This is a genomic window from Microbacterium lacus (assembly GCF_039531105.1).
Taxonomy (GTDB): Bacteria; Actinomycetota; Actinomycetes; order Actinomycetales; family Microbacteriaceae; genus Microbacterium; species Microbacterium lacus.
Genome location: NZ_BAAAPK010000001.1, coordinates 304,690 through 326,138, shown reverse-complemented (window position 1 = coordinate 326,138; position 21,449 = coordinate 304,690). Strand labels below are relative to the sequence as shown.

The window sequence follows — 21,449 nt, the reverse complement described above, 5'->3', positions numbered from 1 at the left end:
CGGGGCGCCCTCCACTCCCCCGACCTGACCCGTGAGACGCCAACTGCACGTCGAGACTGTGGGCGATACCCATGGTCTCGACGTGCAGATGGCGTTTCACGGGAAACACGAGCGAAGGACGCAGACAGCGATGGTGCAGACACCCGAACGCGTCGCGGTGACGGATGCCGCGGCATCCCTCATCCGCGACCTGACGAAGCAGCACGGCAGGCTGATGTTCCACCAGTCCGGCGGATGCTGCGACGGCAGCGCACCGATGTGCTACCCGGTGGGCATGTTCCTGACGGGGCCGAGCGACGTGCTGCTCGGCTCGATCGAGGTCGGCCTGGACGACCCCGTCGAGGTCTACATGTCCGAGTCGCAGTTCGAGTATTGGAAGTACACGCACCTCACGATCGACGTCGTCCCCGGCCGCGGCGCCGGCTTCAGCGTCGAGGGACCCACGGGCATGCGCTTCCTCATCAGATCCCGGATGCTGGACGAGCGCGAACTGGCGCACTTCGGGCTGACGGGCACCACCGAGAAAATCGGCGAAAACTGACCCATCGTGGGGGATACGCCCGACCCGCGCCGTGCTCGATGCTGAGGGCATGACTCCGTCTCGCTCCGCCCGGGCCGTGCGCTGGGCGATCGCCGCCGTTCTCGGACTGCTCGCCACCGTCGCCGTCGTCTCCCCCGCGCACGCGGACGACCTTCCCCCGGCGACGGGCGGCATCGTGGTGGATGCCCCGCTGAGTGCGCAGGTCGGCGAGACGTTCGAGGTGGTGGTCCGGGCCGAGGCGGCGCGGACGATCGGCGACTTCAGCATCAAGCTCCGCTTCGACACGGCACGATTCGCGATCGACAACACCACGGTGGGTCAGGGCATCGAGCTCTACGAAGGCGGTGACGGCGACGCGGTGATCGACGGCGATGTCGTGCAGATCGATCTCGCGGAGGACGGCGCCTCGATCAACGGGGTCGCCAACCTCGCCGCCGTCGAGTTCCGGGCGATCTCTCCCGGTGCGGGCGCCATCACCTACACCTACGGGTTCTACGGGTCCTCGATCGACGGACAGACGATCGAGGAGTTCACGCCGGTCGGCACGACCGTGACGGTCCTCTCACCCAACCCCGGACCCGCCCCCGCGACGATCAGCCAGATCGTCTTCGACACGCCCGCGCAGGCGTATGCCGGATCGACGTTCCCCATTCCGGTGCGGGCGATCGGTGCGAACGGCGTCGCGGGATTCGGACTGGAGTTCATTCTCGATCCGGGCCTGCAGATCCTCGATCCCGACACCGCGGTGACCTTTCCCGCGGGCAGGACGGGCAATGTGCAGTGGGATCCCGATCTGCGACGTCTCTACGTCGACGGGTACAGCAACGGCACCGTGCTCAACGGCGACGGCGTCCTTCTGACGATCACCGTCCGCGGGTGGGAGATCGGCGTCGCCGGCATCGATCTGACGTCCGGGCAGCTCCAGAACGCGGCGTCCGCGTTCAGCCCCGCGCCCGCTCCCGCACGCGGCACGGTGAACCTGCTCGACCCGTCGGTGTCGGAGCCCGAGCCCGAACTGCCGCCCACACCCCCGGTGGTCGTCCCGGCGACACCCGCCACCTCCGCGCTGCCGCGACAGCTCGCCGCCTCCGGCGCGACCGGCGACGCCGGCCCGCTCGCGGTCGTCGGGCTCGTCCTGCTGGCGGCGGGCGGGATCATCGGGGCTCTGCGCCTCCGACGCGGCGCGCGATCGCGCTGATCCGCACCCCTCTCCGTCGGCGGGATGCCGGACCCGCCCGTCCGGCATCCCGTGACGCGGCATCCGGTGTCATTTCACGCGGATCTCAGTTCCGTTACGAAACGTTCACCGGATTGCCGAACGCCACCGGCAGGCGTTAGATATGCGGAGGACCGCGCCCTCCCGGCGCGGTCGACTCCTTCACAGCAGAGGTAGCACTAATGACACTGCACTCCAGCGGGCGCGGCCGTCTCGGCCTGGCCCTGGGCGCCTTCGGCGCGACGGCAATCCTCCTCGCCGGCTGCGCCGGTGGCGGGGGCGACTCGTCCAGCGATGGCGGCGATGCATCCGGCGAGCCGATCCTGGTCGGCACCACCGACAAGATCACCTCGATCGACCCGGCGGGCTCGTACGACAACGGCTCGTTCGCCGTGATGAACCAGATCTACCCCTTCCTGTTCAACAGCGCCTACGGCACCGCCGATGTCACCCCCGACATCGCCGAGTCGGGCGAGTTCACCTCGCCGACCGAGTACACGGTGAAGCTCAAGGAGGGTCTGACCTTCGCGAACGGCAACGAGCTGACCTCCTCCGACGTGAAGTTCACGTTCGACCGTCAGCTGACGATCGCCGACGAGAACGGCCCGTCCTACCTGCTCGGCAACCTCGACAGCGTCGAGGCGCCCGATGACCTGACGGTCGTGTTCACCCTGAAGAACCCCAACGACCAGACGTGGGAGCAGATCCTCTCCAGCCCCGCGGCTCCGATCGTCGACGAGGATGTCTTCTCGGCCGACAGCGTCACCTCGGACGACGACATCGTGGCGGGCGAAGCCTTCGCCGGCCAGTACACGATCGACTCGTACAAGGTGAACGAGCTCATCTCCTACGTCCCGTTCGCCGACTACAAGGGCGCGCTCCCCGCGGCCGAGAACGCCGGTGTCACGGTCAAGTACTACGCCGACCCGTCGAACCTCAAGCTCGACATCGAGGGCGGCGACATCGACGTGGCATACCGCAGCCTGTCGGCCACCGACATCGACGACCTGTCGACCAACGACGCCGTGAAGATCGTCGAGGGCCCCGGCGGCGAGATCCGCTACATCGTCTTCAACTTCGACACGCAGCCCTTCGGCGCGACCACGACCGAGGCGGATCCCGCCAAGGCGCTCGCCGTCCGCCAGGCCGCAGCCGACCTGATCGACCGCGACGCGATCGCCGAGGACGTGTACAAGGGCACCTACACCCCGCTGTACTCCTACGTCCCGCAGGGTCTGACCGGCGCGACCGAGCCCCTCAAGGAGCTCTACGGCGACGGCAACGGCGGCCCGGACGTCGACGCGGCCAAGGCCCGCCTCGAGGAGGCCGGGGTCCAGATCCCGGTCGCGCTGAACCTGCAGTACAACGGCGACCACTACGGCCCCTCGTCGGGTGACGAGTACGCCGCGGTCAAGTCGCAGCTCGAGGAAGGCGGCCTGTTCACCGTCAACCTCGCGCAGACCGAGTGGGTGCAGTACTCCAAGGACCGCACGGCCGACGTCTACCCGGCGTACCAGCTCGGCTGGTTCCCGGACTACTCCGACGCCGACAACTACTTGACTCCGTTCTTCTCCGAGGACAACTTCCTCGTGAACCACTACAGCAACGCGGAGGTGCAGCAGCTGATCACCGACCAGGCGTCGGAGACGGATGCCGCCACTCGTCAGGCCGACATCGAGCAGATCCAGGCGCTCGTGGCCGCCGACCTCTCGACCCTGCCGCTCCTCCAGGGCACGCAGGTCGCGATCGTCGGCGCGGACGTGGACGGTGCCGTGCTCGACGGCTCGTTCAAGTTCCGCTACGCACCGCTGACGAAGTAACCGCCCGCGGGCCGGAGGTCGTCCCGGCGGCAGGTCATCGCACCTGCCGCCGGGCGGCCCCGGCCCGTGACGCGTTCTCCCCGCACAGCTCTCGAAGGCTCACTCATGGTCACACCGGTCGAAGCCGGCAACGTCGGGACGCCGCTGGTCTCCCCCCGCAGCGGCGGTCTCTGGCGCTACATCCTGATCAGGTTCCTGCTGATCTTCCCGACGGTCATCATCCTGGTCACCGTCGTGTTCTTCCTGATGCGGATCACCGGCGACCCCATCACCGCGGCCCTCGGCGGCCGCCTCCCCCCGGACGCCCTCGCCGAGCGCATCGCGCAGGCGGGCTATGACCGTCCGCTCCTGATCCAGTACTTCGAGTACATCGCAGGCGTCTTCCGCGGCGACTTCGGCACGACCCTCACCGACAACCGCCCGGTCACGCAGATCCTGCTGACCTACGGATCGGCGACGATCGAGCTCGCGTTCTACGCCCTCATCGTGGCGTTCCTGATCGGCATCCCGTTCGGGCTCATCGCCGCCGCCCGCCGCGACCGTCTGCCCGACGCGTTCCTGCGGATCGGCGCGATCCTCGCGTACGCCACCCCGATCTTCTTCGTCGCGATCCTGCTGAAGCTCGTCTTCGCGGTGTGGCTCGACTGGCTGCCGGTCGCCGGCCGCGCCTCGACCCGCACCGAACTGCGGCTGCAGGGCCTGGACGGCCCGACCGGCATCTACCTGATCGACGCGATCCGGCTCGGGAGCCCCGCCGCGGTCGGCGACGTCCTGTGGCACGCGGTGCTGCCGGGCCTGGCCCTCGGGCTGCTGACCGCCGGCATCTTCCTGCGGCTCGTGCGCACGAACGTGATCGGAACCCTCGGCGCGCAGTACGTCACCTCCGCCCGCTCGCGCGGCGTCGGCGAGTACCGCCTCCTCACCAAGCACGCCTACCGCCCGGCGCTCATCCCGATCGTGACGGTGATCGGCCTGCAGATCGCGGTGCTGCTCTCGGGCGCGGTCCTGACCGAGACCTCGTTCGAGTGGAAGGGCATCGGCTTCATGCTCTCCGAGTACATCAAGGCGCGCGACTTCGTCGCCGTGCAGGGCATCGTGATCATGATCGCCGTCGTGGTCGCGGTCACGAACTTCATCGTCGACATCGTCGCGGTGATCATCGACCCGAGGGTGAGGTACTGATGTCCGCTCCCGATCTCGAGAAGACCCCGGATGCCGCTCCCGCGGCCGTGACCACGCGCAAGCGTCCGCTGCTGGACCGCATCCCCGTCATCTCGCAGCTGCGCCAGAGCGTGGGGCTGCAGCGCTTCATGCTCGTCCTCGGACTCCTGATCGTCGGCGTCTTCGTGATCGTCGCGGCCTTCGCGCCGTGGATCGCTCCGTACGGCTGGGCTCAGCGCAGCGTCGACGGCGTCTCGTTCGGCACGCAGCAGCCGCCGAACCCGATGAACATCCTCGGCACGACCGTCAGCGGGTTCGACGTCTTCTCCCGCGTGATCTGGGGCGCGCAGACCGCGCTCCTCGCGATCATCTGCGCGATCCTGTTCTCGATCTTCCTCGGCATCGCCCTGGGCCTCGTCAGCGGCTACTTCGGCGGCTGGCTCGACCGGATCCTCGTCGTCTTCGCCGACGCGATCTACTCGTTCCCCTCGCTCCTGCTCGCGATCGTGATCGCGATCGTCGTCAGCGGCGGGCAGTCCACTCTGTGGGGCGGCATCCTGTCCGCAGCAATCGCGATCACCGTGGTCTTCGTGCCGCAGTACTTCCGCGTGGTCCGCGCGGAGGTCGTCCGCATCAAGGCGGAGCCCTTCGTCGAGTCCGCCCGCGTGATCGGAGTGCCGACGCACCGCATCCTCACGCGCCACGTGCTGCGCAACGCGACCCGCTCGATCCCGGTGATCGTGACGCTGAACGCCTCGGAGGCACTCCTGACGCTCGCGGGCCTCGGCTTCCTCGGGTTCGGCATCGAGGCGACCGCCGCGGCCGAGTGGGGCTACGACCTCAACCGCTCGGTCGCCGATGTTTCCAGCGGCATCTGGTGGACCGCGATCCCCCCGGGCGTCGCGATCGTGCTCGTGGTGCTCGGCATCACGCTGGTCGGCGAGAGCCTGAACGATCTGAGCGACCCGCGGCTGCGCCGCCGTCGCCGCGCCGGAGGTGCCGCATGAGGGATACCGCGATCCAGGACGTCGCCTCGATCAGCGACCTGAAGGTCACGTTCGCGACCGACGGCGAGCCCGTCGCCGCGATCACCGGCATCTCCCTCGAGGCGCGCGCGGGCGAAGTGCTCGCGATCGTCGGCGAGTCGGGCTCGGGAAAGACCGTGACCGCGAACACGCTCCTCGGGCTCCTCCCCGAGACCGCGACGCTCTCGGGCGCCGTGATCGTGCGCGGGCGCGACGGCGAAGAGACCGACATCGTGCACGCCTCGCATGCGCAGCTGCAGCAGATGCGGGGCCGGGATGCCGCGATGGTGTTCCAGGAGCCCTCCACCGCCCTGAATCCGGTGTTCACCGTCGGCTTCCAGATCGCCGAGGGCCTGAAGGCGCACGAGAAGCTCTCGAACGCCGAGGCCAAGAACAGGGCGATCGAGATCCTCCGCAAGGTCGGCATCCCCGAGCCGGAGAAGCGCGTCGACGACTACCCGCACCAGTTCTCTGGTGGGCAGAAGCAGCGCGTCGTGATCGCGATGGCCCTCGTGCTCGACGCGCGGCTCATCATCGCGGACGAGCCGACGACCGCGCTCGATGTCACCGTGCAAGCCGAGATCCTCGAACTGCTCCGCGCGTGTCGCGACGAGTTCGGCGCGACGATCGTGCTCATCACCCACAACATGGGGGTCGTCGCCGATCTCGCGGACCGGGTGATCGTGATGTACCGCGGCGAGATCGTCGAGCAGGCGCCGGTGCGCGAGCTGTTCGCGAACCCGCAGCAGGAGTACACGCGCGAGCTCCTCGCCGCCGTCCCTCACGTCGGGCGCGGAAAGAGCTCGCGGCAGGACCCGGCCGTCGCCGCGCCGACCGAGCCGCCCGCCGACGCGCTGGTCGTCGCCCGCGGGGTGCAGATCGGCTACCCCGGACGCCTCGGGTCGCCGGGCGTGGTCGCGGTCAAGGGCGTGGACTTCTGGATCGCCCCCGGCGAGGTCGTGGGCCTCGTCGGCGAGTCCGGATCGGGCAAGACCACGATCGGGCGGGCGATGGTGGGCCTCACCGACATGCTCGGCGGGTCGCTGAAGGTCCTCGGTCAGGAGCTGCGCGGAGCGAAGACCCGGCACCTCGTGAAGCTGCGGCCGGACGTCGGGTTCGTGTTCCAGGATCCGGCGACGAGCTTCAACCCGCTCCTGACGATCGCGGAGTGCATCGCCGAGCCCCTCGTCGTGCACCGCTCGTCCATGTCGGCGCGCGACACCCGCGCGCGGGTGGACGAGCTGCTGGATGCCGTCCGTCTGCCGACCGCGTTCGGGGACCGGTTCCCGCACGAGCTGTCGGGCGGTCAGCGCCAGCGCGCGTCGCTCGCGCGCGCCCTCGCCCTGAACCCGAAGCTGCTGATCGCGGACGAGCCGACGAGCGCCTTGGACGTGTCCGTGCAGGCGCGCGTGCTCGAGCTGTTCGCCGAGTTGCAGCGCGAGTTCGGCTTCGCGTCGCTGTTCATCAGCCACGATCTCGCGGTGATCGACGAGGTCGCCGACCGGGTGATCGTGCTGCGGCACGGCGAGATCCGCGAGCAGGGCACGACCGTGCAGGTGCTGCTGAACCCGACCGACGACTACACGAAGCGGCTCCTGGTCTCGCTCCCCGTGCCCGATCCGGTCGCGCAGGCCGAGCGCCGGGAGGCGTGGCGGCTCACGCGCGGGAGCTGAGCCTGTGCGCCGGTCACGGCCCGGCCGCTCGGTGGACGGCATCCGCTGACTCGCGGCTGATGAGGTGACGGGATTCGTCCACCGAACCGGCCGCGCCGCGCCTCGGTGGACGAGATCCGCGGGCTTGCGTGGCGGGATGCCGCGCCCGGTGCCCACTGAGCCCGCGGGCGCTGCCGCCCCTGTGCTCAGCTGCGGAAGATGCTGCCGAAGAACAGGTCGAACACACCGAACTGCGTGCCGAACCAGAACAGCACGACGAGGGCGAAGACGACGATCGCGGGCCAGGAGATGCCGCGCTTCAGGCGCCGGCCCGAGAGGGCGACGCCGGGCGGCGGACGCAGGGCAGCGGCCGGCGGTGCGAAGGCGACGGCCGTGGGTGCGTCCGGGGCGGATGCCGGAGCGCTCGCCGCCAGTGCGGGAGCGGCATCCGCGTGGAGGCGTTCGTCGCGCCACCGCGCCCACTGCGCGAACTTGTCCAGGAGCGCCCCGACGACGGAGAACAGCCACGCCCACGTCGCCGGGTCGAGGCTGGAGAACTCGCGCTTGCCGTAGAGGAAGAGCCAGTCGTCCACGATCTCGACGTCCAGGGCCGCGGCGTGGTCGATGAAGCGGGCCATGATGTCGGGGGTGAACAGGTACAGCGCGTCCTGCTCGTAGCCCTCGGGGCAGTACAGCGCGAAGTACCGGTCGAAGTCGCCCTCCAGGCTCAGGCGCTGGTCTTTGTCGAACGTCGTCGGCAGGTTGGAGCCGAACAGGCCGTTGTTGCTCGTCGCGTCCAGGACGATGTTCGGAAGCGGCACGTCGAGCTTGATCGCGACGTAGCCCCACCGGTGCGTGGTGCGGTTCTTGCCGGAGCCGGTCGTGTACTGGTAGTTCGCGAACTCGACGAAGCGGGGCTCGGTGCCGCGCACCAGGTCGGTCGAGGAGCGGGAGCTGCCGGTGCCGAAGATCATGCCGGGCAGGGCGGGATTCTGCAGCGCCGGGACGTAGGACATGCCGTTCGCTGCCGCGAACCGGTCCAGCCGGTAGCGCCGTTCGCTGCGCCCGAGCGCACCGCGCGTGAACACGATCGCGATCGCGGCGATCACCCCGCCCATCACGAGTATCGGCAGGAACGAGGCGATCACGCTGAAGATGACCGACGCTCCGCCGTCGCCGCTGCCGAACGACGCGAAAGCGCCGATGATGGAGGCGGCGACCGATACGAAGACGCTGCCGAACGTGACGACGACGAAGATGCCGATGATGATCGGGATCACGGCGGCGGCCGAGCCGAATCCGGTCCCCGCGGTGCGATGCTGTCGCGTGTACTCGCGCACGGCGTTGCGGTCGACCGGCTCGGTGAGAGACCGGGGATCGAACGGAGTCGGGCTCGGAGTCGCCATGCGGCCACGCTATCCGGTCTGCTCCCGGGCCTCCGCGTGTGCACAACTCCTGCGATCCGTGGGCTCGGACGCCGCAAACGAGCCGACGGAGCCTCTCGCGTCGCGTTTTGCAGGAGTTATGCGCGGCCGGAGGCGGCAAGATCGAAGTACCCGAGCACGATCGAAGGAGCCGGCATGGGCGCGAGAGACCCGGAAGACCTCGAGGCGCTGCGCGCGGCCTCCGACGTGCTCGGCCTCGACGCGCTGCTGAGCGCCGACGAACTCGCCGTCCGCGACCGCGTGCGCACATTTGTGGACGCCGAGATCCGCCCGCACATCGCCGACTGGTACGACCGGGCGCACTTCCCCGTCGAGCTCGCCCGCGCGTTCGGCGAGCTGGGCGTGCTGGGCATGAGCCTGCCGGGCTACGGATGCCCGGGCCGCAGCGCCGTGGAGTACGGACTCGCGGCGCTCGAGCTCGAGGCCGGCGACTCGGGGCTGCGCACCTTCGTGTCGGTGCAGGGCTCGCTCGCGATGGGCTCGATCCATCGCTGGGGCAGCGAGGAGCAGAAGCAGGAGTGGCTGCCGCGCATGGCGACCGGCGACGTGATCGGCAGTTTCGGCCTCACCGAGCCCAGTGCCGGATCCGACCCCTCGAGCATGAAGACCTTCGCCCGGCGCGACGGCGAGGACTGGATCCTCACCGGCTCCAAGCGCTGGATCGGCCTTGCGACCGTGGCGCAGCTGACGGTGGTGTGGGCGCAGACCGACGACGGGGTCCGCGGCTTCCTCGTCCCCACCGACGCCCCCGGATATCACGCTCACGTGCTCGAGCCGAAGGGCTCGATGCGGGCCTCGGTGCAGTGCGAGCTGCACTTCGATGAGATCCGGCTGCCCGCATCCGCGCTCCTCCCCGGCGCGAAAGGACTCCGCGGTCCGTTCTCCGCGCTGAACGAAGCCCGCTACGGCATCGTGTGGGGCGCGCTCGGTGCGGGGCGCGACAGCTACGAGGCGGCGCTGCACTACGCCCTGCGCCGCGAGCAGTTCGACCGTCCGATCGCGGGCTTCCAGCTGACGCAGGAGAAGCTCGTCGATATGGTGCTCGAGCTGCAGAAGGGCGCGCTGCTCGCGCTCCACCTGGGCCGGTTGAAGGATGCCGGCACCCTGCAGCCCGTGCAGATCTCGGTCGGCAAGCTCAACAACGTGCGCGAGTCTCTGAAGATCGCCCGCGAGGCGCGCACGATCCTCGGCGGCAACGGCGTGCTGCTGGAGCACTCCCCGATCCGGCACGCCGCGAACCTCGAGTCGGTGCGGACGTACGAGGGCACTGATGAGGTGCACACGCTGATCCTCGGGGAGCACCTGACCGGGCTCGGGGCGTTCCGGTGACGCACGGCCCGCTCACCGGGCTCGTCGTCGCGGACTTCACCCGGGTGCTCGCGGGGCCGTACTGCACGATGCTGCTCGGCGACCTCGGCGCGACCGTCGTCAAGGTCGAGGGCCCGTCGGGCGATGAGACCCGGCAGTGGCTGCCGCCCGCGCGCGACGGCGAAGCGACCTATTACCTGTCGGTGAACCGCAACAAGCGGACCATCACCCTCGACCTCGAGGATGCCGACGACCTTGCGACCGCGCGCCGTCTCGCTCGCCGGGCCGATGTCGTGGTCGAGAACTTCAAGCCCGGCGGGCTCGCGCGGTTCGGCCTGGACCACGCCGCGGTGCGCCGGGACAACCCCGGGGTCGTCTACGCCTCGATCACGGGCTTCGGCGCGGATTCCGAGCTGCCCGGTTACGACGTCCTCGCACAGGCGCTCTCGGGCCTGATGAGTGTCACCGGGACACCGGAGGGCGAGCCCGCGAAGGCGGGCGTCGCGATCGTGGACGTCGTGACGGGCCTGCACGCGGCGGTCGGCATCCTCGCCGCCCTGCGTCATCGCGAGGCGACCGGAGAGGGCCAGCACGTCGAGGTGAATCTGCTGTCCTCCGCATTGTCCGCACTCGCGAACCAGTCCGGCGCGTTCGCGCTCGCCGGCGTTGTGCCGCGACGGCTGGGCAACGACCACCCGAGCATCTACCCGTACGGCCCCTTCCCCACTGGAGACGGGCACATCGTGATCGCGGTCGGCAACGACGTCCAGTACGCACGCCTCGCCACAGCACTCGGCCTCGAGCCCGACGACCGGTTCGCGACGGCGCGCGAGCGCACAGCCCGACGCGACGAGCTGCGCCCCGTGCTGCACCGTGCGCTCGCCGGCGCGTCCGCGCACGAGTGGTACGCCCGGCTGTCCGCAGCCGGCGTCCCCTGTGCGCCGATCCTCGACATCGCCGAGGCGTTCGCCTGGGCGGCCGATCTCGGGCTCGACCCGGTCGCCGAAGCCGGGGTCGAGCGGATGCCGGGGGTGCGGCATCCGATCACGCTCTCGTCCACGCCCGCGGCGTACCCCCTCGCACCGCCCGCCCCCGACGCCGACCGGGCGTGGGTGGAGGCGCTGCTCAGCGAGTGAGCTCGGCCAGGATCGCCGCGCGCACCCAGGCGGCGTAGCGCTCGGTGCTCCATCCCGACTGCGTGACCAGCTGCTGATATCCCTCCGGCGAGAGCAGGAACGACAGGGTGGCGGCGGTGGCCTCGGGATCGGTGACACGTGCGGTGTAGCCGCGCGCGAGAAGCTCATCGACGAGGCGGCGGTAGTCCGCGGCCCGTCGTTCGAGGATCCCGCGGAGGGCGGCATCCACCACCGGATCGGATGCCGCGGCTCCGACGAGCACGGTCCACAGGGCGTGGCCGCGCGCATTGGCATCGCCGATCTGTCTGATCACCACATCGAGGAACGCGGCGTCAGGCACCGAGAAGACCTCCGCGGCCACCTCGGTCTCCGTGAGTGTCACCGCAGCCTCCACGCCGGCGAACGTCACCTCGAACGCGGCGATCAGCAGCTCCGCCTTCGAGGCGGCGGTCTTCACGGTCTCGGTCGACACGCCCGCCGCCCGCCCGATCGCCGCCAGAGTCGCGGCCTGATACCCCTCGGAAGAGAACAGCTGCGCTGCCGCTTCGACGATCCGGCGGCGGGTCTCGGCGGCCTGCTGGGCGCGCAGTGCGGAACGGTAGACGCGTGGCGGCGCGGCAGCCGATGCGGAATCCACTATTGACTTGCCTTTCGGTGGGATGAATACTTCGTGAGTACATTCAAACTACGCGAAGGATCCGAGCATGTCCACCTACCTGATCGCCAGCACGCCCGCACATGGCCACGTCGTCCCGCTGGTGCGCATCGCCCGCGACCTCCTCGCACGGGGTCACGAGGTGTCGGTTCTCACGAGCGCGCGCTACGCCGAGCGCGTGCGGGCGGCGGGGGCGCGCTTCGTACCGCTCCCCGCGGACGCAGACGTCAACCTCGACGATGCGGACGCCGAGTTCCCCGAGCGCGTCGGTCTTCGCGGACCGGCCGCGATCCGGTTCGACATGTCGAACCTCTTCATCCGTCCGGCGGCGAGTCAGTTCGCCGCGCTCCGTGCCGAGCTCGCCGGCTCCGAGGTCGATGCGGTGCTGGCCGAACCCTTGTTCTTCGGTGCGGCGCTGCTCGCGCGGCTTCCCCGGGAGGAGCGGCCCGCGGTGGTCGCACTCGGTATCTTCCCGCTCGGGGTGAAGAGCCGCGACACCGCGCCGTTCGGACTGGGGATCCCGCCGCTGGGTGGAGCGATCGGGCGTGTGCGCAACGCGGCGCTCTCCGTCCTGGCCGAGAACGTGATCTTCGGCGGCGTGCAGCGCGAGGCCGATGCCGTCTGCCGGCGCGAGACGGGCTCCGGTCTTGCAGGCTTCATCCTGGACTGGGCCAGTGCCGCCGATGCCCTCGTGCAGTTCACGGTGCCCGGCTTCGAGTACCCGCGCAGCGATCTGCCTGACACGGTGCATTTCGCCGGTCCGCTCACGGCGCCTGCACCCGATACCGCCGTGCCGGAGTGGTGGGACGACCTGGACGGGACGCGGCCGGTGGTCCACGTGACCCAGGGCACGATCGCGAACTCGGACTTCGGCCAGCTGGTGCTGCCGACGGTCGCCGCGATGGCGGCATCCGAGTGCCTCGTCGTGGTCTCCACGGGTGGTCGTGCCCGCGACAGCCTGCCGGCGGAACTTCCGGCGAACGTCCGCGTCGCCGAGTACCTGCCGTACGACCGCTTCCTCCCGCTCGTGGACGTCATGGTCACCAACGGCGGCTACGGCGGGGTGCAGCAGGCCCTCGCTCACGCGGTCCCCCTCGTCGTGGCCGGTCAGACAGAGGACAAGGTCGAGGTGTGCGCGCGGGTCGGCTGGTCGGGAGTGGGCATCAACCTGAAGACGAACCGCCCGGCGGCTGCGGCGGTCGGGGCGGCGGTCTCGCGGGTGCTCTCCGAGCCGTCGTTCCGGGCACGCGCGGAGGCCCTCTCGGCCGAGCTCCGCGCGTCGTCCGGGGTGGACGGACTGAGCCGGGTGCTCCAGCAGATGTCGGCGCGGGAAGGAGCCCGGTGAACTTCGGGTTCGGACACCCGCGCCGGATCCGGTAGCATAGGAGGGTTGTCCGCATGCGCGCACCTGCGCGCCTCTCGCGGACAGCGTGCACACACCCTCCTGCTACCGGGAAATGCCCGGCAGCCGTTCTAGTCCGAAGGAGGTGGGTTAGTGACGCACACACACCAGTACGAACTCATGGTGATCCTCAACCCCGAGATCGATGAGCGCCAGGTTCCGACGATCCTCGACAAGTTCCTGAAGGTCATCACGACCGACGGCGGCACGATCGACAACGTCGACGTCTGGGGCAAGCGCCGTCTTGCGTACGAGATCCAGAAGAAGAACGAGGGCATCTACGCCGTCGTCGCCTTCACCGCCACCAGCACCGCGACGCAGGAGCTGGACCGTCAGCTCAAGCTGAGCGAGCAGATCATGCGCACCAAGGTGCTGCGTGCCGAAGAGGCGATCGCCCTGATCGAGTCCGAGCGCGTCCGTGCCGAGGAGAAGGCCGCCCGCAAGGCCGCCCGCCCGGCGAAGATCAAGCAGGACGCGTAACGACGATGGCCGGCGAGACGATCATCACCGTCGTGGGAAACCTCACGGCCGATCCCGAGCTGCGCTACACGCAGAACGGTCTCCCCGTCGCGAACTTCACGATCGCGTCGACGCCGCGCAACTTCGACCGTCAGGCCAACGAGTGGAAGGACGGCGAAGCGCTGTTCCTCCGCGCGAGCGTGTGGCGTGAATTCGCCGAGCACGTGGCCGGTTCGCTGACGAAGGGCTCCCGCGTCATCGCGACCGGTCGCCTGAAGCAGCGCTCCTACGAGACGCGCGAGGGCGAGAAGCGCACCGCGATCGAGCTCGAGGTCGACGAGATCGGCCCGTCGCTGCGTTACGCCACCGCTCAGGTGACGCGCGCGGCCGGCGGCGGCGGTCAGTCGCGCGGCCAGGTCTCGGACGAGCCCTGGTCGACGCCCGGCACGCAGTCCGCTCCGGCGGCCTCGTCCGGTGGCGACTCGTGGGCAGCCCCCGGCGCCTACGGCGACGACACCCCGTTCTAAACACTGATTCCGGATGCCGCGCCTCGCGCTCAGCGCCGAGTACGGCATCCGATCTCGAACCGTAAGGAAGAAACATGGCTGGAAAGTCAAGCGGCGACCGCCGCAAGCCGCGGAAGGGCGCGAAGAACGCAGCCCCCGCGAAGCCGACCCGCGTCGGCGTGATCGACTACAAGGACGTCGCCACGCTGCGCAAGTTCATCTCGGAGCGTGGAAAGATCCGCGCCCGTCGCATCACCGGTGTCTCCGTGCAGGAGCAGCGCCTCATCGCCCGCGCGATCAAGAACGCGCGTGAGATGGCACTGCTGCCCTACGCCGGCGCCGGCAGGTAGGGGCTGATATGTCGAAGCTGATTCTCACGAACGAGGTCGCCGGGCTCGGTAGCGCCGGTGACGTGGTCGAGGTCAAGAACGGGTACGCCCGCAACTACCTCATCCCCCAGGGATTCGCCGTGGCCTGGAGCCGCGGTGGCGAGAAGCAGGTCGCCGCGATCCGCGCCGGCCGCGAGGCGCGCGCGATCCACGACCACGAAGAGGCCGTGGCCCTCAAGGACGCCCTCGAGTCCACTAAGGTCAAGCTGACCGTCAAGGCCGGCGCCGAAGGCCGCCTGTTCGGCTCGGTCAAGACCGGTGACGTCGCGGACGCCGTGAAGGCCGCAGGCCTGGGCGACCTGGACAAGCGCAAGATCCACATCACGTCGGCGATCAAGTCGGTGGGCGAGCACGAGGCGACCGTTCGCCTGCGTGACGACCTCACTGCCGTGATCACCCTCGTGGTCGTCGCCGCCAAGTAAGGCGCGAACGGCACGACGGATGCCGCAGCCCGGCCCCTGAGGGGTTCCGGTCTGCGGCATCCGCCTTTTCCGGGTGCGGAGGGGCGGACCGGGCCAGGCGCCGCCCGGTCCGCCCTCGCCTCACGCGACCCGTCGGCGCGCGACGGCGGCTCCGCCGACCGCGATGAGCGCGAGGCCCATCAGCAGCGCGGCGAATCCGTCTGCCCCACCCGTCGCGGCCAGGCGTGCGTAGCCGGTGGCCGCGGTGGCGCCGACCGTCTCCATGGCGTGGTGGTGACCCGGGGTTCCGGGGGTTCCGGGGGTGCCGGGCGTGCCCGGGGTTCCGGGGGTTCCGGGCGTTCCGGGCGTGCCCGGGGTGCCAGGGGTTCCGGGCGTGCCCGGGGTTCCGGGGGTTCCGGGCGTGCCCGGGGTGCCGGGCGTGCCCGGGGTTCCAGGCGTGCCCGGAGTACCCGGGGTTCCGGGGGTGCCCGGCGTTCCGGGGTTGATCACCGTGCTGTCACCGATGACGGAGACGGCGTTGCCGCCGATCGTGATCGGCAGGTTGATCACCGGGATCAGCTGGTTGCCGCTGAGGATCCCGTCCTCGCCGGAGGTGACCGGCGAGAGGATCGTGCCACCGCCGGTGGTGCCGTGGTGGCCCGAGCCGGCACCGCCGATGACGGTGCTGTCCCCGATGACGGAGACGGCGTTGCCGGTGACGGTGACCGGGGCGTTGAGCACGGGGATCAGCTGGTTGCCGCTGAGGATCCCGTTCTCACCGGACGTGACCGGGGCGACCCAGGTGTCCCCGCCGGTCGTGCCGTGGTGGCCCGAGCCGGCACCGCCGATGACGGTGCTGTCCCCGATGACGGAGACGGCGTTGCCGGTGACGGTGACCGGGGCGTTGAGCACGGGGATCAGCTGGTTGCCGCTGAGGATCCCGTCCTCGCCGCTCGTGACCGCAGCGGCCGCGGTGTCTCCCCCGCCGCTCGTGCCGTGCGAGGCGCCGCCGACGACGGTGCTGTCCCCGATGACGGAGACCGCGTTGCCGGAGATGTTCACCGGCACGTCGATGTCGCCCAGCAGCTGGTTGCCGCTGAGGATCCCGTCCTCGCCGCTCGTGACCGGTGCGGACACGGGCTCGGTGACCGGCTCCGACGACGCGACCGGCGCCGCCGGCTCCGCGGGAGCGGAGTTGACCACGGTGCTGTCCCCGATGACGGAGACGGCGTTGTCCTCGACCGTGACCGGGACGGAGACGTCGACGATGGCCTGGTTGCCCGAGCCGATCCCGTCCTCGCCCGAGGTGGTGGCTTCGACGGGGGCCGACTCCGGAGCCGAGGCGGGCTCGGAAGCCGACCCGGATCCGATGACCGTGCTGTCGCCGATCAGCGAGACGGCGTTGCCGACGATGCTGACCGGAGCCGACACGTCGATGAGGGCCTGGTTGCCGGACAGGAGTCCGTCCTCGCCCGTGGTCTCGGCCGCGTTCGCGACCGTCGCGCCGCACAGCGTGATGCCGCCGGCCAGAAGCGTGCCGATCAAGGCGCGCTTGATGAAGGTGTTCATGATCTCTCCTTGAGATGTCGATCTGATTCGGAAGACGCGCGGATGCGCGCCGATGCTCAGCCGTCGCGGGGACGGCGAGGATCCGGTCAGTCGGGAGAGACGTCGGTGGCGAATGCGGGCGCGAGGGGTGCGGTGTCGTTCTCGATTCCGGTCCGTCGCACCCAGGCACGGTATGCGACGACGAAGCCGAGGGCGACGAGCACCCAGGCGCCGGGACCCGCACCACCGGGTCCCGAGAGGACGGAGTCCGCCTGAAGGACAACTCCGAGAAGAGACAGGAGGCCGCCGGTGACGGCTCCGAGCAGCGAGACCCCATTGACCGCCGAGGTGGCGGTTGCGGCGGGCACCGGCGCGAACACGACCGACGACATTCCGGTGGTGGTGCCCGCGAGGGCGGCCGCGAGCGACAGCGTCGGCGCAGCGCCGGGCGCGGCATCCGTGGGCGTCGTCGGAAGGATGCCGGACACGGCGCCCTCGACGTCGTCCACGATCGGCACGTCAGGTGTGGGGCTGCTCGGGATGAGCGAGGGAGGAGAAGTGACGGTGGTGGCCACGGCGCCGGTCGTGGCCTGCAGGACGCCGTCCGCGGCCGTGCCGACGGACGTGAGCGCGTCGTCCGCGCCGAGCGAGGTGGCGACGTCGCCGACGACCGGCACGGCCGCGACGAGGTCGACGGCGGTGTCGGTGACGGCGCTGACGATGCCGGAGCCGGCCGTGTCGGCCACTGCTGTGACGACGGGGGCGGCGACTTCCTGCACGACCTCGACGACGGGTGCGACCGGTTCGACGACCGCCGCGACGGGGGCGGCGATCGGAGCGACGACCTCCGTCGCGGTGTCGGCGACACCGCCGAGGAGGTCGCCGGCCGTGTCGGTGACGGCGGTCGTGGAGCTTTCGAGTGTGGAGCCGACGGCCCCGAGGAGGGAGGAGTCATCGTCGGCGTGGGCGGTCGTGGAGGACCAGCCGAGAAGGAGGGTGAGGACGACCCAGGCGAACGCGACGCCGACGGCGGCGAGCAGCAGCGTGGAGATTCTCGACAAGCGCTGCGAGTGCGTGGTGTCCATGTTCACCTCCTATGCGACGTCGAACATCGACGTGTCATCCGCCGTGGATGTACCGCTTTACAGAGTGCGAGGTGTGCCTGGACCCCCGACGCTAGCCCAGCAGGGCGCCGATGTCCAGCATTTTTCTTTTCGAAAGAGGCGGGGTGTACCCGAATCTGTACACAGGAACCGGTCTATCATGCACAACCTTCAACCCCCGGTTCAAGCACATCTGTGGGATGGTGCATAGGAAACAAAAAGCCCAGATCAGAAACCACATAATAGGGTTCACGAGCCGGGTTTTCCCCCGTTCTCCACAGGTGTTGTACACAGCCTGATCGGCGTTTCGCGCAATCTCTCCACAAAGTTATCCACACCCCTTGTTGCAGGTGCGGAACCCGATGCCTAGCGTGGGGTGCGGCCCTCGGGGGGTTGCGCGCGACAGTCGAGGCAGACGCATGTCGGGGGCGTGTGTTCTGCTTACGACGGAACGGGAAGTGGTGCTGCGGCATCCGGGCTCGTGAGTGTGCAGGCTGCCCATCGTGCATCGATCCCGACGATATTCGTGGTGCCCGTAAGACGTGAAGGAAGTGCATATGTCGATCGCCGACATCTCGGACGAACGCCTCGGAGGCCAACGTCGGGAGCACGAGCGGACGCCGCCCCATGACCTTCTGGCCGAGCAGAGCGCCCTGGGCGGAATGCTGCTGTCGAAGGATGCCGTCGCCGACGTGATCGAGGCGCTGCACGGCGTCGACTTCTACGTGCCCAAGCACGAGCTGATCTTCGAGGCGATCCTCACCCTCTACTCGCACGGCGAGCCGACCGACGTCGTGGCCGTCACCGACGAGCTGATCAAGACCGGCGAGCTGCAGCGCGCCGGCGGCGCCGACTACCTGCACACCCTCACCTCGATCGTCCCGACCGCGGCGAACGCCGGCTACTACGCATCGATCGTGTCCGAGCGCGCGCTGCTGCGCCGTCTCGTGGACGCCGGAACCCGCATCGTCCAGATGGGCTACTCGGGGCAGGGCGAGGCGCTCGACCTCGTGAACAACGCGCAGGCCGAGATCTACGGCGTCACCGGCGCGGATGCCGCCGAAGACTACGTGCCGCTCGAGGTCGCGGTGAGTGCGGCCGTCGACGAGATCGAGGCCGCCCGTGGTCGCGATGGCCAGATGACCGGCATCCCCACGGGATTCTCCGGTCTGGACCAGCTGACGAACGGTCTGCACCCCGGGCAGATGATCATCATCGCGGCACGACCCGCCATGGGTAAGTCGACGCTGGCGCTCGACTTCGCCCGCGCAGCCGCGATCGGCAACAACTACCCGACGATCTTCTTCTCGCTCGAGATGGGGCGCAGCGAGATCGCCATGCGCCTGATGAGCGCCGAGGGTGCGGTGCCGCTGCAGAACATGCGCAAGGGAACGCTCGATTCGCGCGACTGGACGACGATCGCGTCGACCCGCGGCCGCATCAACGACGCACCCCTCTATATAGACGACAGCCCGAACATGACGCTCGTCGAGATCCGCGCGAAGTGCCGGCGTCTGAAGCAGCGACAGGGTCTGAAGATGGTCGTGATCGACTACCTGCAGCTGATGACCAGCGGCAAGCGTGTCGAGTCGCGCCAGCAGGAGGTCTCGGAATTCTCGCGTGCGCTGAAACTCCTCGCGAAGGAGCTCCAGGTGCCGGTGATCGCGTTGTCGCAGCTGAACCGTGGCCCCGAGCAGCGCGCCGACAAGAAGCCGGCTCTCTCCGACCTTCGTGAGTCGGGCTCGATCGAGCAGGATGCCGACATGGTGGTGCTCCTGCACCGCGAGTCGGCGTACGAGAAGGACAGCCCGCGCGCGGGCGAGGCCGACCTCATCGTCGCCAAGCACCGCAACGGCCCCACCGACACGATCACCGTGGCGTTCCAGGGTCACTTTTCGCGGTTCACCGATATGGCCGTCGGCGACTTCGGGTAGTCGCGCCGCCATCTTCTCGTTGGCTCGTGCAGTCCCTGCGTTGAGCGCGCCCTGATCGGGCGCGGTGGCGGGCGGGTCTTACGCGCATCACTGTCGTTGCTATCGCGGGCGAGCGGCGGCGGGTGCTTTAGTGGGCGATGAGGGACCGTGCTTCGGGCAGGTGCGTCGGGTGCTGGGTATCCGCGACCGCGTGGCTGCTGAAACGTCGATCGATAAGCGCAGAATCGCAGCTCGGATGAGGGTCGCTTTCGAGAACTCAGAGTGGGTGGATTCCGCGATCTGAACAACTGGGCAAGGCGGACCGACTCCGGTCGTGATCGCGCCGAGCGGATTCAACACACTTGAAGCACACCGAGGCGAGTACACATCACCCGCGATGCCGACTCCTCAGTTGCGATGCTCCGCGCGGTCCGAGCGCTCTCGAGATGGCGGCAAATGGCGGGAACTGGTGGAGCAGTGAGCCATAACTGAAGAACCAACGAATCTATAATCGAATCATGCGACAGTGCGAGCAGAACCAATTCGCGGGACCGGCCATCCGGTTCCCGGCGGTTGACGCTCGCGCAGTCAACGTTCTCCGCGGTTCCCGGCCGAACGCTCGAGAACTCTTCGTCGCTGCACGCTGGCAGGAAGTCATCGATCCTGCGCTTCTTGGGAGCGGCGGTCAGCGGCACGACCCGATCCTTGCGCCAACCTTTGAGCGCGTCGAGATCACCCCGGACGACCTAATGATGGCGTTCCTCGAGTTGGGCGACGTCGATACATTCGGCCACTCGTCTTCCGACGAGAATCGGGACGCTTCGTTCAGCGTCCCGACGCGCGAGGCGATTCTAGATGCCGTAGCGATTCTCTCCTCCCGCTCTGGGCGGACTGACGACGAGAGTCGACGTCTGTTCAAGAAAGTTCTGCGTACCCTGCGGGATCACTGGGCAAGCCTCGGCGAGCGATCCGAAGGACGCCAGACTCGAAGGACCCTCAGCCTGCTTATCGTTCGGGCCCAGTCCTCGCTGCGTGCGCACTCGAATGCCATCCGGTCGCTCGGTTCGCGAGTGCGTGCGGTCTTTTCGCACTCGAGCGCTGTGTTGATTCTTACGGCGCCCCTTCCCCCCACCCCTGGCCCGATCGCGATTCTCTCCGCGACCGGGTCTGCTGCTTAGAAGTCGGCGTTCGGGCCTGGTCGATCAGACCACTTGAAAGGCCACGAAATGCCCACTAACGAGCCGAGCCCCGAGCTCCTCACTTACACCGAAGCCGCCCAGTACATTCACCTCTCGGTGCGTCAGCTCGAGCGTGCCGTCGCCAGGAAGGCGCTGGCGCACTATCGGGTTAATGGACGGAATATCCGATTCACGAAGTCGCAGCTCGACGCATACCTAGCTGATGCCCTCGTGCTACCGGTAGGCGTGTCATGAGCGACTTGATGCACATTCCGCCGGAGTCCGTCGGGACCGTCATGATCGCGGTGATCGTATGGTCCATCGGGCCACCCCTCATCGTTCGAGCGGCGCGGGCGTGTTATCCCCGTCGTCATCCTCATCGCGTTGGACGGCAGCTTCTTGAGGACCTCTGGACACGAAAGCCTGTTGATCAATTGCCGTGGGCTTTGCAGCAGCTCGAGCGCGGACTCATCGACGAGCTGCTACCGCGAATTGTCTCAACTATCGGGGCCGCAATTGATCGCGCTCGCAAGCGATAGTCAGAAGACGCGATCGAACTGGCTCACCAGACTGTTGTTTAGTCGCAGAGGC

General features: G+C 68.9%; 20 protein-coding genes. 16 read left to right on the top strand and 4 right to left on the bottom strand.

All coding sequences use genetic code 11. From position 1 onward, the window contains the following. Positions 1-130 precede the first annotated feature (130 nt). The 6 genes from ABD197_RS01585 to ABD197_RS01560 all read left to right on the top strand — a co-directional run bounded on the left by ABD197_RS01585 (position 131) and on the right by ABD197_RS01560 (position 7,436). Positions 131-541, top strand: coding sequence for a DUF779 domain-containing protein (locus ABD197_RS01585; RefSeq protein ID WP_344050903.1), 411 nt, complete (start codon positions 131-133; stop codon positions 539-541). Between the two features lie 49 nt (positions 542-590). Continuing rightward, complete coding sequence (locus tag ABD197_RS01580; RefSeq protein WP_344050901.1) at positions 591-1,739, top strand: cohesin domain-containing protein; 1,149 nt, start codon at positions 591-593, stop codon at positions 1,737-1,739. Positions 1,740-1,939: 200 nt separating this feature from the next. Then, positions 1,940-3,577: an ABC transporter substrate-binding protein gene (locus ABD197_RS01575; RefSeq protein WP_344050899.1), complete on the top strand. Its 1,638-nt coding sequence runs from the start codon at positions 1,940-1,942 to the stop codon at positions 3,575-3,577. A gap of 105 nt (positions 3,578-3,682) precedes the next feature. After that, entirely contained in the window at positions 3,683-4,759 is a 1,077-nt protein-coding gene (locus ABD197_RS01570; RefSeq protein ID WP_344050897.1) for an ABC transporter permease, read from the top strand. After that, positions 4,759-5,745: an ABC transporter permease gene (locus ABD197_RS01565; RefSeq protein ID WP_344050895.1), complete on the top strand. Its 987-nt coding sequence runs from the start codon at positions 4,759-4,761 to the stop codon at positions 5,743-5,745. Before ABD197_RS01570 ends, ABD197_RS01565 begins: the two co-directional genes overlap by 1 nt. 11 nt (positions 5,746-5,756) lie before the next feature. Next, positions 5,757-7,436 (top strand): dipeptide ABC transporter ATP-binding protein, encoded by a 1,680-nt coding sequence (locus ABD197_RS01560; protein ID WP_425561026.1) that lies wholly within the window; start codon positions 5,757-5,759, stop codon positions 7,434-7,436. Between the two features lie 185 nt (positions 7,437-7,621). On the opposite strand, the gene ABD197_RS01555 is transcribed toward ABD197_RS01560, so the two are convergent. Further along, positions 7,622-8,821, bottom strand: a complete 1,200-nt coding sequence (locus ABD197_RS01555; RefSeq protein WP_344050891.1) for a hypothetical protein — start codon at positions 8,819-8,821, stop codon at positions 7,622-7,624. A 174-nt stretch (positions 8,822-8,995) separates the two neighbouring features. On the opposite strand from ABD197_RS01555, the gene ABD197_RS01550 reads away from it, so the two are divergent. Continuing rightward, complete coding sequence (locus tag ABD197_RS01550; RefSeq protein WP_344050890.1) at positions 8,996-10,189, top strand: acyl-CoA dehydrogenase family protein; 1,194 nt, start codon at positions 8,996-8,998, stop codon at positions 10,187-10,189. Beyond that, positions 10,186-11,304, top strand: coding sequence for a CaiB/BaiF CoA transferase family protein (locus ABD197_RS01545; RefSeq protein WP_344050888.1), 1,119 nt, complete (start codon positions 10,186-10,188; stop codon positions 11,302-11,304). Before ABD197_RS01550 ends, ABD197_RS01545 begins: the two co-directional genes overlap by 4 nt. Here the strand turns inward: ABD197_RS01545 and ABD197_RS01540 are convergent. Further along, a complete protein-coding gene (locus ABD197_RS01540; RefSeq protein WP_344050886.1) occupies positions 11,294-11,941 on the bottom strand; it encodes a TetR/AcrR family transcriptional regulator in 648 nt (215 codons plus the stop codon). The genes ABD197_RS01545 and ABD197_RS01540 overlap by 11 nt on opposite strands. Positions 11,942-12,008: 67 nt before the next feature. Between ABD197_RS01540 and ABD197_RS01535 the strand changes: the two genes are divergently transcribed. From ABD197_RS01535 to rplI, 5 genes are all read left to right on the top strand, one after another. Beyond that, positions 12,009-13,304: a glycosyltransferase gene (locus ABD197_RS01535; protein WP_344050885.1), complete on the top strand. Its 1,296-nt coding sequence runs from the start codon at positions 12,009-12,011 to the stop codon at positions 13,302-13,304. 177 nt (positions 13,305-13,481) lie between these two features. After that, a complete protein-coding gene (gene rpsF / locus ABD197_RS01530) occupies positions 13,482-13,841 on the top strand; it encodes a 30S ribosomal protein S6 (RefSeq protein ID WP_344055773.1) in 360 nt (119 codons plus the stop codon). A 5-nt stretch (positions 13,842-13,846) separates the two neighbouring features. Then, positions 13,847-14,347, top strand: a complete 501-nt coding sequence (locus ABD197_RS01525; protein WP_344050884.1) for a single-stranded DNA-binding protein — start codon at positions 13,847-13,849, stop codon at positions 14,345-14,347. A gap of 74 nt (positions 14,348-14,421) precedes the next feature. Continuing rightward, positions 14,422-14,676, top strand: a complete 255-nt coding sequence (rpsR, locus tag ABD197_RS01520; protein WP_091701232.1) for a 30S ribosomal protein S18 — start codon at positions 14,422-14,424, stop codon at positions 14,674-14,676. 8 nt (positions 14,677-14,684) lie between these two features. After that, complete coding sequence (rplI, locus tag ABD197_RS01515) at positions 14,685-15,137, top strand: 50S ribosomal protein L9 (RefSeq protein WP_344050882.1); 453 nt, start codon at positions 14,685-14,687, stop codon at positions 15,135-15,137. Between the two features lie 120 nt (positions 15,138-15,257). On the opposite strand, the gene ABD197_RS01510 is transcribed toward rplI, so the two are convergent. Both ABD197_RS01510 and ABD197_RS01505 read right to left on the bottom strand, forming a co-directional pair. Continuing rightward, the gene (locus ABD197_RS01510) at positions 15,258-16,685 is read right to left on the bottom strand and encodes a chaplin family protein (RefSeq protein ID WP_344050881.1); all 1,428 of its coding nucleotides are present in this window, start codon (positions 16,683-16,685) and stop codon (positions 15,258-15,260) included. An 86-nt stretch (positions 16,686-16,771) separates the two neighbouring features. Then, positions 16,772-17,749: a hypothetical protein gene (locus ABD197_RS01505; protein WP_344050880.1), complete on the bottom strand. Its 978-nt coding sequence runs from the start codon at positions 17,747-17,749 to the stop codon at positions 16,772-16,774. A gap of 575 nt (positions 17,750-18,324) precedes the next feature. On the opposite strand from ABD197_RS01505, the gene dnaB reads away from it, so the two are divergent. The 3 genes from dnaB to ABD197_RS16700 all read left to right on the top strand — a co-directional run bounded on the left by dnaB (position 18,325) and on the right by ABD197_RS16700 (position 21,113). Next, positions 18,325-19,701, top strand: coding sequence for a replicative DNA helicase (gene dnaB, locus ABD197_RS01500; protein WP_344050879.1), 1,377 nt, complete (start codon positions 18,325-18,327; stop codon positions 19,699-19,701). A gap of 497 nt (positions 19,702-20,198) precedes the next feature. Next, the gene (locus ABD197_RS01495; RefSeq protein WP_344050877.1) at positions 20,199-20,858 is read left to right on the top strand and encodes a hypothetical protein; all 660 of its coding nucleotides are present in this window, start codon (positions 20,199-20,201) and stop codon (positions 20,856-20,858) included. A 48-nt stretch (positions 20,859-20,906) separates the two neighbouring features. After that, complete coding sequence (locus tag ABD197_RS16700; RefSeq protein ID WP_425560992.1) at positions 20,907-21,113, top strand: helix-turn-helix domain-containing protein; 207 nt, start codon at positions 20,907-20,909, stop codon at positions 21,111-21,113. The last annotated feature ends 336 nt before the right edge of the window (positions 21,114-21,449 follow it).

Coding starts and splice junctions, on each gene's coding strand:
- ABD197_RS01535 (WP_344050885.1), top strand. CDS start 12,009: ATGTCCACCTACCTGATCGCCAGCACGCCCGCACATGGCCACGTCGTC.
- ABD197_RS01580 (WP_344050901.1), top strand. CDS start 591: ATGACTCCGTCTCGCTCCGCCCGGGCCGTGCGCTGGGCGATCGCCGCC.
- ABD197_RS01575 (WP_344050899.1), top strand. CDS start 1,940: ATGACACTGCACTCCAGCGGGCGCGGCCGTCTCGGCCTGGCCCTGGGC.
- ABD197_RS16700 (WP_425560992.1), top strand. CDS start 20,907: ATGCCCACTAACGAGCCGAGCCCCGAGCTCCTCACTTACACCGAAGCC.
- ABD197_RS01505 (WP_344050880.1), bottom strand. CDS start 17,749: ATGGACACCACGCACTCGCAGCGCTTGTCGAGAATCTCCACGCTGCTG.
- ABD197_RS01555 (WP_344050891.1), bottom strand. CDS start 8,821: ATGGCGACTCCGAGCCCGACTCCGTTCGATCCCCGGTCTCTCACCGAG.
- rpsF (WP_344055773.1), top strand. CDS start 13,482: ATGGTGATCCTCAACCCCGAGATCGATGAGCGCCAGGTTCCGACGATC.
- ABD197_RS01550 (WP_344050890.1), top strand. CDS start 8,996: ATGGGCGCGAGAGACCCGGAAGACCTCGAGGCGCTGCGCGCGGCCTCC.
- ABD197_RS01510 (WP_344050881.1), bottom strand. CDS start 16,685: ATGAACACCTTCATCAAGCGCGCCTTGATCGGCACGCTTCTGGCCGGC.
- ABD197_RS01525 (WP_344050884.1), top strand. CDS start 13,847: ATGGCCGGCGAGACGATCATCACCGTCGTGGGAAACCTCACGGCCGAT.
- rplI (WP_344050882.1), top strand. CDS start 14,685: ATGTCGAAGCTGATTCTCACGAACGAGGTCGCCGGGCTCGGTAGCGCC.
- ABD197_RS01585 (WP_344050903.1), top strand. CDS start 131: ATGGTGCAGACACCCGAACGCGTCGCGGTGACGGATGCCGCGGCATCC.
- dnaB (WP_344050879.1), top strand. CDS start 18,325: ATGTCGATCGCCGACATCTCGGACGAACGCCTCGGAGGCCAACGTCGG.
- ABD197_RS01565 (WP_344050895.1), top strand. CDS start 4,759: ATGTCCGCTCCCGATCTCGAGAAGACCCCGGATGCCGCTCCCGCGGCC.
- ABD197_RS01570 (WP_344050897.1), top strand. CDS start 3,683: ATGGTCACACCGGTCGAAGCCGGCAACGTCGGGACGCCGCTGGTCTCC.
- rpsR (WP_091701232.1), top strand. CDS start 14,422: ATGGCTGGAAAGTCAAGCGGCGACCGCCGCAAGCCGCGGAAGGGCGCG.
- ABD197_RS01495 (WP_344050877.1), top strand. CDS start 20,199: ATGCGACAGTGCGAGCAGAACCAATTCGCGGGACCGGCCATCCGGTTC.